Source organism: Methanobrevibacter curvatus (assembly GCF_001639295.1).
Lineage (GTDB): Archaea > Methanobacteriota > Methanobacteria > Methanobacteriales > Methanobacteriaceae > Methanoflexus > Methanoflexus curvatus.
The window spans coordinates 1-11,688 of sequence record NZ_LWMV01000207.1; the positions used below are offsets into that span (position 1 = coordinate 1).

Below are 11,688 nucleotides of genomic sequence, written 5' to 3' on the forward strand. Positions count from 1 at the left end.
AAAAAAAAAAAAAAAAAAAAAAAAAAAAAAAAAAAAAAAAAAAAAAAAACTATATACCTCTGCACACTCTACTGATAAAATGAAAGAATATGAGATTTTTAAAGACTTGAAGGTTCCAAAAGGGCTAAATACCATTGTTAGATTAGATGGAAGAAGGTTTCACAAGTTGTCAAAAAAATTAAATCTAAAAAAACCTTATGATGAAGAATTTACCAAAAATATGGTTAAAGCAAGTGAAGTACTATTTAAAGAATTTTCTCCATTACTTATATATACTTTTTCAGATGAAATAAGCATTTTATTAAAATCTATTCCATTTAATGGAAGAATAGAAAAAATAGACTCAGTATTTGGAAGTTTAGCTTCAAGTTCCTTAACTCTATCTCTAAACAAAAGTTTTAAAAAAGAAATAATACTTAGTTTTGATTCTAGGATTATTTTATTAAACAACGATAATGTTGTTTCATACTTTAAATGGCGACAAGACGAAGCTTTTAGAAATTATACAAACAGTTATGGGTATTGGAGTTTAAGAGAAGAATATTCAAGGGAAGAAGCCAGTAAAAAACTTAAAGGAATGAAAAATTCTGAAATCCACGAGTATCTATTTAAAAAAAAAGGAATTAACTTAGATAAAAATCCAATTTGGCAAAAACGGGGCATATGTTTATATAAAAATAAAAACAATGAACTTACAATTGATAGAAATATTAAAAAATTTTCAAACCCATTTTTTTGTGAAAATATATTAAATAATGGAAAAATTAGAAAAAAATATTAAAAAAATATTAAAAGAGATATTAAAAGAAATATTAAAAAAAAGATAAAATGTTCGATAAAATACTATCAAAGATATTTAAAACCAAAGATTATGAATTTAATGATGTTCAAGTGACTGAAGAAGTCATAGATTACATAATTGATTTAGCCATTAACTCTAATCCTAATGAATTTATTGCAGAATTTGAAGGAAAAATAAAGGATAAAATATTAATAATAAATGGATTAATCTTTTTACCTACAGTAACATCGGGAGAGTCTGCTGTTATTTATACTTATATGAAACCTCCAACTATTAAAACATGGGGGACAGTACATAGTCATCCTGGAGGAATTCCACAGCCATCAGATGCCGACTTATTTACTTTTTCCAGACGAGGATTATTCCACATGATAATTGCTACTCCCTTTAGAGTTGAAGACATTAGAGGATTTAATCACTTTGGAGAACCAATGGATTTCACAATAATTTAAGTTTAAAAAAGCTTTAAATTTAATACATGAAGTAACTCTTCATTTATACTCCAACATGCTAGTTGGCTTAATATAGTACAAATAATAAAAATAATATAACCAAGGAAGAGGTTATTATAAAAAAAGCTATGATAGAGGTTGTTAATTTATAGGTTCTTCCTTAGTATTATCCATTGAAACAATGGAAAAACAATATTTAAAGTTTAGAGTATTTAAATGTTTAGATTATTTTGAAAAAAATAAAAAAATAAAAAAAATAAAAACAAGAAAAATAAAAATAGAAAAAATAAAAATAGAGAGAAATTATTGATACTAAAACAAATGACTAATAAAATGGATAATTAATCAAACAAATCAAATAAAACAATTTTATTGTTTAAATTTAAATCATCTTGTGGGAATTCTAAATCAGATTTATTGTAAATTACTCTAACTTTAGCATTTTTATCTTTTTCAAAGTCTTTTACTAATATATTATTATTAATCTCCACTATTTTGGTTTTAAATCCATTCATTATCTCATCAGGAGATTCTATATTCAATAAATTATCATTATATTTATTTAAAATTATATCTAAGATTTTTTTAGCAGAATCACCAGTACCATATGGATTTGGAGCCATTTGCATTTTATCTCTAAAATCTTTGTTATTTAAAATAATTTCTGAAAATTTAATAATTTTATCTTTACTTGAACCTACTAAAATATTTCCACCAGCACCAACTGTTTCTGGTCTTTCTGTGTTGTATCTTAATGTTAAAGCTGGAATATTTAGCGTAATGGCTTCTTCTTGGAGTCCACCAGAGTCTGTAAGTATTAAAGTTGATTTTGATAAAAGCAAAAGGAAGTCTAGATAACCAACAGGATTTATTATATGGAAATGTGGGAGTTTATCAAGTTTTTCTAATAAATCAAAATTTTCTAATGTTTTAAGAGTTCTTGGATGAATTGGAAATACAATATTGAAATCAGTTAAGTTTGCCAATCCATTTATAATTTCAGTTAACCTCGCTTTATTATCTACATTTTCAGCTCTATGCATAGTTAAAGTAATAATATTATCTAATTTTAATAAATTTGATAAATTATTTGATATATTTCTATTTTGAGATATTTTTAAATTTCTAAAACAAGCATCAACTACAGTGTTACCAGTAATATAAATTTTATCTCTTGAAATTCCTTCAATAGCTAAATTAATTGCTGCTTGCTCTGTTGGAACAAAATATAATAATGAACAAACATCTGCAGCTTTTCTATTTATCTCTTCAGGCATTGAATCATCATATGATCTAAGTCCTGCCTCAACATGCCCAACTGGAATATGTAGCTTTGATGCTACAAGGGCACCTGCTAAAACTGCATTTGTATCCCCTTGAACAAGGAGAATGTCTGGATTTTCCTTAATTAAAATATCTTCTATTCCTTCCATCATCTTAGCAGTTTGTTTACCATGAGATGAAGAACCTACTTCAATGTTGTAATCTGGGAAAGGTAGTTCTAAATCCTTAAAAAAATTATCAGACATTTCAGGATCATAATGCTGTCCTGTGTGTATTAAAACCATTTTTAAATTTTTTTTTAGAATTTCATCAATAATGGAAGCCATTTTAATTATTTCAGGTCTTGTTCCAAGTACAATAGCTATTTTCATAAAAAATCTCCAAAATAATAAAAGTTTTAATTCATTTTTAGCTTACTTTCAATTTCTAACTTTCATTTTACTCTATGATTCATCACCAATATTTAAAAAAATTATTTAAAAATAATTAAAAACATTTAAACATGTTGAAAAACTATTAATAAATAAAAATTGAGGAATTTATTCTTCGTCATATATGTATTCATTTAGTGATTTAACATTTATTTCATGGTTTTGAATAGCTTCTATTGCGTTAAATGCTGCTTTAGCACCAGCTATTGTTGTTATATATGGAATTCCTAAATCAATAGCTAAACGTCTTATAATAAAGCCATCTTTAGCTGAAATTTTACCTGAAGGGGTATTGATAATTAAATTAACATCTTTATTTAAAATTGCATCAGAAACATTAGGGGCATCTTGAGAAATTTTTGATATTTCATCAATTTGAACATTTTTAACAGCCTGTGCTGTTCCTGGAGTTGCAATAATCTTAAAACCTAACAATTTAGCTTTTTCAGCTATTTTTTGAATTTTTGGCTTGTCAGAATCTTTGACACTAATAAATAAAGTCCCTTTTGTAGGTAAATTCATACCTGCAGAAAGCTGAGATTTATAGTATGCAAGGGCAAAGTTTTCATCTATTCCCATACTTTCTCCTGTAGATTTCATTTCAGGACCTAAAATTGTATCAGACTCAGGAATCTTTAAAAATGGGAAAACAGATTCTTTAACTGCTACATGATTAATTTTTATCTCATCAATTAAACCATAATCTTTTAATTTATTTCCTACAATTAATTTAGAAGCTATTTTTGCAAGAGGGACACCAATTGCCTTACTTACAAATGGTATTGTTCTACTTGCCCTTGGGTTTGCTTCTATTATGTAAACTTTCTTTTCATCAAGTTTTACCGCATATTGAATATTCATTAATCCAACAACATCTAATTCAATAGCTAACTTGCGAGAATAATCACGAATAGTATTTAAAATATCTTCAGGGATGGATTGAGGAGGAATTACACAAGCAGAATCCCCAGAGTGGATACCTGCCTCTTCAATGTGTTCCATTATTCCACCAATAAAAACATTTTCTTTATCAGAAAGGATATCCACATCAACCTCAACAGCTTCTTCTAAAAACTTATCAACAAGGATAGGATGTTCTGGTGAAACTTTAACTGCTTCCTGCATATATTCTTTTAATTCATAGTCATCATAGACTATTTCCATGGCTCTGCCACCAATAACATAAGAGGGTCTAACTAAAACTGGAAAACCTATTTCTTTAGCTATTTCTCTAGCATCTGCAAAGGAATGGGCTAAGCCATATTCTGCCTGAGGAATATTTAGTTTTTCAAGAACTTTTGTAAATCTTTCCCTATCTTCAACCTTGTCAATACTTTCATAGGCAGTTCCAAGTATTTTTACTCCTTCATTAGCTAGAGGAACAGCAAGATTAATAGAAGTTTGACCTCCAAATTGAACGACAACCCCTTCAGGATTTTCCTTTTTAACAATTCCCATTACATCTTCAAAGGTTAATGGTTCAAAGTAAAGCTTATCCGAAATATCATAGTCAGTAGAAACTGTTTCTGGATTGTTATTAATAATAATTGTCTCTATATCTTCTTCTTTTAATGCAAGGGATGAATGAACACAACAATAATCAAATTCAATGCCTTGACCTATTCTTATTGGTCCAGCACCTAAAATAATGATTTTTCTTTTATCAGACTTCACTAATTCATTACCTTCATCATAACTACTGTAATAATAAGGAGTTTTAGCTTCAAACTCTGCGGCACAAGTATCAACCATTTTATAATTTGGCGAAATACCATGAGCTTTAGCAATAGCTTGAATTTCTTCAACAGACAAATTTGAGGAATTAGAAATAGCTACATTGGAAAAGCCTAATTTTTTTGCCTTTAAAAAGAAAGATTTATCCTGTAATGTATCTTTTGTTACTGTCTTTTCAAAATCAACAATATTTTTGACTTTATTTAAAAAGAAAGTGTCAATTTGAGTAATATTTGATAACTCTTCAATATCCATGCCAAATTTAATTGCACTATATAATTGGAAAAGTCTATTGTCTGTAGGATTTTTTAAATCTTCAAGTGAAAAATCATGATATTCAAAACCATATTTTCCAATATCAAGAGAACGTATAGCTTTATGTAATGCTTCTTCAATTGTTCTTCCTATTGACATTACCTCTCCTGTAGATTTCATTTGAACTCCAATTTTACGGTTGATTCCTTTGAATTTATCAAAAGGCCAACGTGGAATTTTACATACAACATAGTCTAAGGTTGGTTCAAAAGATGCAGGTGTTTCTTTTGTAATATCATTTTGAATTTCATCTAAAGTCATTCCAAGAGCTATTTTTGAGGATATCTTAGCTATTGGATAACCAGTTGCCTTAGAAGCCAGTGCACTGCTTCTACTTACCCTTGGATTTACTTCAATAACCTTATATTCACTAGTTTCAGGGTTAACTGCAAATTGGATATTACATCCTCCTTGAATTCCTAATGCCCTAATAATTTTTATTGATGCATCTCTAAGCATTTGGTGTTCAATATCATTTAAATTTTGAGCAGGAGCAACAACAATACTTTCTCCAGTGTGAATACCCATTGGATCTATATTTTCCATATTACAAACTATGATACAGGTGTTGTTTTTATCTCTCATTACCTCATATTCAAACTCTTTCCAACCTAAAACAGATTCATCAATTAAAACTTGACCAATAAAACTCATATCCAATCCATGGGAAGCTATTTCAATCAATTCTTCTTTATTATGAGCAACTCCACCACCAGTTCCACCTAAGGTAAATGCAGGTCTAACAATGACTGGATATCCAATTTCTTCTACAGCAGTTATTGCCTCATCTACAGATTCAACTGCCTTTGCCTTAGGAAGTGGTTCATTAAGTTTTTTCATAAAACTATCAAATAAATCCCTATCTTCAACATCAGCTATTGTTTTTATTGAAGAACCTAATACTTTAATCCCCTTTAAAGCCCCAATTTCAGCAAGTCCAGTAGCAACATTTAATCCTGTTTGTCCACCCATGGTAGGTAAAATTGCATCAATATTTTCCTTTTTAATAATTTTAGCAACAATCTCTGGTTCTAATGGCTCAACATATACTTTATCTGCCATATCCATATCTGTTTGAATAGTAGCAGGATTACTGTTAATCAAAACCGTTTCTATTCCTTCTTCTTTAATAGATTTACATGCTTGTGATCCCGAATAGTCAAATTCAGCAGCTTGACCTATTTGAATTGGTCCAGAACCTATTATAAGTACTTTTTTAATATCCTTATCTATTGGCATTATAATCCTCGAAATAAATTTAAAAATGAACAAAAATAACACAGTAAAATATTAATATATAATTATATTTATACAAGTATAAAAAAATTTAGCATAAACAATGAAAAAAATAAAATAAAATAAAAATAAATTAATTATCAAAACAAAAATCAGAAAGCTTTTCAAATTTTGATATAGATTTAACAAAATCTTCAATAGTATAATCATAAATATTTAGACCATATCTATTTTTTGTATAACCAATCATATATTTTGTGTCTTCATGAATAATTGGAGCTATAAAAATAGAATAAATCTTCATATTAACACCTACAATAGATTTAAGATGCCTAGTGATGGCAGGAATTTCAATAGAACCTTGATTTCTATTTCTAATTAAAGTCACTTCAACCAAAACCCTATCATGATCTGAATAAACCTCAATATCCCCAATTCCTCCCATAGCAGTGAATGTAGGCATGCCTTCATCATCGATCGGATAATTTGGACTTATATCCACACTAGGAAAATGTTGTTTTAAGGCAATACTTGTTAAAAATTCAAAACGGATTGGACCATCTATAAATTTTAAAACAGTATGTTTAGAAGCAATATTTTTATTTCCCAAAACTTTTAATTCTTGATAAATTTCATCTTTAGTTAAATCTTTTGCCCATTTTTCTAAGTTTCTTTGACGAATTTCATTTATATTATACTGAATATAATTAGATGGAATTTTCACAAAATTTTCATCAATTTGACCCATATATTCATAAAATTTATATTCATCATCAAAAATTTCTTGATTATTATACTTTTCAAGAACATACTCAGTCTTATCTATTTCAAATTTATTAACATCTAATAAATTTCCCATTCCCCTTAATGAAAATAGACCAGTAATTCTAAATTTACGGATAAAATCATCTACTCCCTCATTTAAAATTTGGTTTATTTTAAATCTTTTTGTATTATCTGATTCTAATAATTCTAAACATAAAGAGTAAACTGTTTCATTACTTGGTTTTTTTCCATGTTTTATTCTAAAAGAATTTATGAATTCAGCTAGTTTAGAGCTATTATTATTCTGCCAACAAGTAATAAAAGGAATTTCATGACGATAAATCCCAGATTTTTCCCAATTGTAATTATTTTTAAGGATATTAATAGTTTCTAATGTTAAAACTAATGGAGTATTAGAGTTTAAATTGCGACGAAATGGATTATTTGTATTATATTTAACCATAGCATTTAAAAAAACTCGAGACAATAATTTAGTTGAATCTGAATTTTTGCCTAAAGTTTTTATAAGCAAATGTCCACTTTCAGAAATTTCTATTTTCTTGTTGATTTCATAATAAACAAAGCCTAATTCTTTTGAAAATTTGTAAAATGTATCAAATCTACTTGGCCACCCTTTTTCAAAACCAGATTCCTTATGATTTTGTGAAGAATTTTTTATTATGTCCTTTAGATCTTCATCAGTATAATCTAATGATTCATCTGCATAAATATGTTTATATTTTTTATTATTCCTCTGATACACGGTTTCATAAATTTTTTTTGACAGAATATTTTTAATTATATCATATATTAAATCATTAGTTAAAATTTTTCCCTCGAAATCAATTAAACAATTAAGGAAGCTGACGATTCTTTCAGGATTACGCATAGTAGTTGTAAATGATAGTGGTTTTCTTTCATTCTTTCTTTTTGGCATATCAATTCCACCTATAAATGAAAATTAATTTTCTTTTATTAATTTTTCACCATTGAAATTAGTAATATAAACTTCTATACTATTTTTTTTAATTGAATTATCAAATCTAGAAATGTAATTACTTTTAATAGAATATTCATTATATTTTTTAGCCCATTCTAACAAAATATTATTTTGCTGCCCTTTATGTTGAACCATATTTGAAAGTCCCCATTTAATTCCTCTTTCATTTAAATCATCTAACAATGAGTATAAACGAAATTCTTCTTTTTCATTCCATAATTTATTATAATCACTAAAAGAAATCAGATAAGGAGGGTCAAAATAAAAAAAATCATTTTTTACAGGATTTCGAGTATTTACAAATGATTCAAAATCCAAATTAAACATTGAAATATTAGATTTATTTACCCATCTAGAGTAATTTTTCAATGAACTAGTAACATTTTTATTCCAATCCACATTTCCAACAGGCAAATTAAATTTATCTTGAGAATTAAAACGAATCATATGATTAAAACCATAAATTAAAAGTAAATATAATAAGTCATTGCGATTTTTATTTTCATTATAATCTTCTCTTAATTTAATATAAAATTCTTTGTTATACTTTGAAAAATATGTTTTTTTGAATTCTTTTTTAAGTTCATTAATTTTTGAATTTATTTTGATTTCAGAGTGGCTCAAACCATAAAACTTTATAATTTCATACATCTTATCCAAAAATACATTTAAGTTCTGAGTTTCCTTCTGAAGAAATAAATGTAATTCAATAATTTTTTGATCTAAATCATTTAGCTCATGTTTTTTTGCAAAGGTATTAATTGAAGCACTGCCTCCACCAGCAAAAACATCATAAAATGTATTTATATTATTAGGAAACAAATTCGATAGTTGAGGCATTAATTTATATTTATCTCCAACATAAAACAAAGGAGAACGAATTTTTTTCATTTATTGACCTCAGTAATAAAAAGAAATTCTTTATGATTTTGTAAATCTGATTTTCCAGCATTAAAAAATTTAAAAGATTTTTCAAAAATATTGGTGGTGCCAACATTTTCTAAACTATTTAATATTTCCTCATGAGTAATTTTATTACGAGAACTATTGCTTTTAGATTTGTAATTATTGTTATAAGTGACAGCTATATAATTAACATCTAAATTACTTATTAAATCATTGAAAACCATCGGAGCAGAAGTTTTACAGTAAGTACTCATATTTTCAGCCTTTGGTTTCATAGCTACACCAGATAATTTTGGCTTATCCCATTTAGAAATTCCTTCTAAAACATGATAAAAACGAGAATATTGACGAGAATTATAAGGAGGATCAACAAAGGCAATATCTGCTTTAACATTACGGATTAATTCGTTTGAATCTTCACGATAAATTTTTATATCTTTATTTTCCGCATTAATAGGATTTATTAACTCAAATTTAAATTTATTCTGAACCCTTTCTTTTTTACGATATGCATCATAATGTCCCACAGTATTTGCAATTTTATCTGCAGAATAAATTAATGAAGCAATAAGAATTGCTTTTTCTTTGTGATTTAAAGAGTCATTTAATTCAATACGTTCTCGAATTTCTCCTATAATTTTTGCATCATGAAAACTAAAAAATTTTCCCCCATAATTATCTTCAAAATAGGAATCATCGAATTTTCTATCAGTTATTTTTCTAAAATCATTAGTTATATCTTTTAATTTAGAACAGTCATGTTGTGAGGTGTCAAAAAATGCAGTGTATATAATATTATTTGAAAATAAAAAATCATTTAATACAAACTCATCATAAATATCTAAAACTTCTCTAGTAACAACTCCTGTCCCAGCAAAAACATCAAAAAAAGAATTTCCAGAAGCATATTCATTCAACAACTCTTTAATCCATGTAGCAAGTTTGTTTTTATTACCTATATACCGACGATTTTCTAAATTAAATTTCCCAAACATCCTATCTCCAAAAAAACGAATATTATTTACCAGCTGATTAGTACAATTAATAATCTAATCCATAAACATCCTAATACTTAAAATCCAAATACTTAATATTTTAACACTTAATATTGTAATACTTGCTTAACAAAATTGTCAAAGATAAAACTTGTGTCATTTGGACCAGGTCCAGCTTCAGGGTGATATTGGACAGATTGGATAGGCAATTCATTATGAATAAAACCTTCAGGAGTTTTATCATTTAGATTTATTTGAGATAATTTAAAATTAGCATCAATTAAAGAGTCAGCATCTACTGAAAAACCATGATTTTGAGAGCTGATGAATACCTTACCTGAAACTAAGTCTTTAACAGGCTGATTTACTCCCCTATGACCAAATTTCATTTTATATGTGCTAGCACCGAAAGATTGAGCTAAAATCTGCTGACCCATACATATTCCTAAAATAGGGAATTTTTCATGCATTCTTTTAGTTGTTTCAATAGTTTCACTTAACCTTGAAGGATTCCCCGGTCCACAAGAAATCATAAAGCCATTTAAATCATGTTCCAAAATCTTTTCTGAACTTGCATTGTATGGGAAAAGTATGACTCCTATATCTCTACTTAAAAAACTATTAATTATATTCTTTTTAATACCACAATCCACAATAGCTATTTTTTTATTTTTGTCTTTACCAAAAATTTGAACTTCTTTTGTTGAAATCTGAGGAACTAAATCCATATCTCCAATATCTAGTTGATTTTTAGCAAGTGAAATTATTTCACTGTCATCTGTATCTTCTGTTGATATTGCAGCTTTCATTGTTCCTTTTTCTCGAATTTTTATGGTTAAATCTCTTGTATCAACACCAGATATTCCTGGAATTTTAAATTCTTTTAAAAATTTATCTAAAGATTTGTTTGCCGCATATTTAGATGGTTTTTCACAAAGCTCACGAACAACATAGGCTTCTGTTTGAATTTTATTTGATTGATACCAATCTTCACTTACACCATAGTTGCCACATAAAGGATAGGTAGACATTAAAATCTGACCTTTAAATGAAGGATCTGTTAAGCTTTCAACATAACCACACATTCCTGTTGAAAAAACAATTTCCCCTGTAGCTGTTGTTTCATGTCCAAAGGCTTTGCCTTCAATAATCGTTCCATCTTCTAAAGCTAATTTTGCTTTTTTCATAAAGTCACCATTAAAACAATTGATTTACAAATTAAGGCATTATTATACATATTATATTAAAAATATTATATTAAAAATATTATATTAAAAATATTATTTTATTAAAATTATATTAGAATTATATTATAAAATCATTATGAACTTATATATTTATAATTGTTTAACTATATTAATAGCTAATGGATTTAATGTAATTATATGATTATATTAATCAGCATATACAATTTTTACAGTTAAAATAAACTTTATTTCAAAAAAATTCATAAAAAATTAATTAATAAAAAAACTAATTAATTAAAACTAATTAATTAAAACTAAGTTAATTAAAACTAAGTTAATTAAATCTAATTTAATGAAAAAAATATTCTGTAATTAAGAATTAATGAAATAAATATTTATAAAATAAATTGAAATCTTATTCATTAATATTTATATAACTTATATTATTAAAATATATCAGTAGTTCGTAAAGTATTAATATTGTGGGTTGTATTATTAATCTATGGAAAGAAAAAACAACCCACATAGATTGTTATGGAACGATGATGTATTAAGTCTTTCGGTGAATGTGATTAAAGATA

Annotated in this window: 8 protein-coding genes; 2 read left to right on the forward strand and 6 right to left on the reverse strand. The window is 26.8% G+C overall.

Going from position 1 to position 11,688, the window contains the following annotated elements; all coding sequences use genetic code 11:
• Window positions 1-79 precede the first annotated feature (79 nt).
• Window positions 80-781 carry a tRNA(His) guanylyltransferase Thg1 family protein gene (locus MBCUR_RS08555; protein ID WP_067092504.1) on the forward strand — a complete coding sequence of 234 codons (702 nt, stop codon included), beginning with the start codon at window positions 80-82 and terminating at the stop codon, window positions 779-781.
• A gap of 47 nt (window positions 782-828) precedes the next feature.
• Window positions 829-1,254 (forward strand): Mov34/MPN/PAD-1 family protein, encoded by a 426-nt coding sequence (locus MBCUR_RS08560; RefSeq protein WP_067092497.1) that lies wholly within the window; start codon window positions 829-831, stop codon window positions 1,252-1,254.
• A gap of 341 nt (window positions 1,255-1,595) precedes the next feature.
• Here MBCUR_RS08560 and wecB read toward each other — a convergent pair whose 3' ends face one another.
• From wecB to carA, 6 genes are all read right to left on the reverse strand, one after another.
• Complete coding sequence (gene wecB, locus MBCUR_RS08565; protein ID WP_067092498.1) at window positions 1,596-2,909, reverse strand: non-hydrolyzing UDP-N-acetylglucosamine 2-epimerase; 1,314 nt, start codon at window positions 2,907-2,909, stop codon at window positions 1,596-1,598.
• A gap of 168 nt (window positions 2,910-3,077) precedes the next feature.
• The gene (carB, locus tag MBCUR_RS08570; protein WP_067092499.1) at window positions 3,078-6,257 is read right to left on the reverse strand and encodes a carbamoyl-phosphate synthase large subunit; all 3,180 of its coding nucleotides are present in this window, start codon (window positions 6,255-6,257) and stop codon (window positions 3,078-3,080) included.
• Between the two features lie 130 nt (window positions 6,258-6,387).
• Window positions 6,388-7,956 carry an AlwI family type II restriction endonuclease gene (locus tag MBCUR_RS08575; protein ID WP_067092500.1) on the reverse strand — a complete coding sequence of 523 codons (1,569 nt, stop codon included), beginning with the start codon at window positions 7,954-7,956 and terminating at the stop codon, window positions 6,388-6,390.
• A gap of 24 nt (window positions 7,957-7,980) precedes the next feature.
• On the reverse strand, window positions 7,981-8,910 hold the full coding sequence (locus MBCUR_RS08580) for a DNA adenine methylase (protein ID WP_067092501.1): 930 nt from the start codon (window positions 8,908-8,910) through the stop codon (window positions 7,981-7,983).
• Complete coding sequence (locus MBCUR_RS08585) at window positions 8,907-9,920, reverse strand: DNA adenine methylase (protein WP_067092502.1); 1,014 nt, start codon at window positions 9,918-9,920, stop codon at window positions 8,907-8,909. Before MBCUR_RS08585 ends, MBCUR_RS08580 begins: the two co-directional genes overlap by 4 nt.
• 107 nt (window positions 9,921-10,027) lie before the next feature.
• Entirely contained in the window at window positions 10,028-11,107 is a 1,080-nt protein-coding gene (gene carA, locus MBCUR_RS08590) for a glutamine-hydrolyzing carbamoyl-phosphate synthase small subunit (RefSeq protein WP_067092503.1), read from the reverse strand.
• Between the last annotated feature and the right edge of the window lie 581 nt (window positions 11,108-11,688).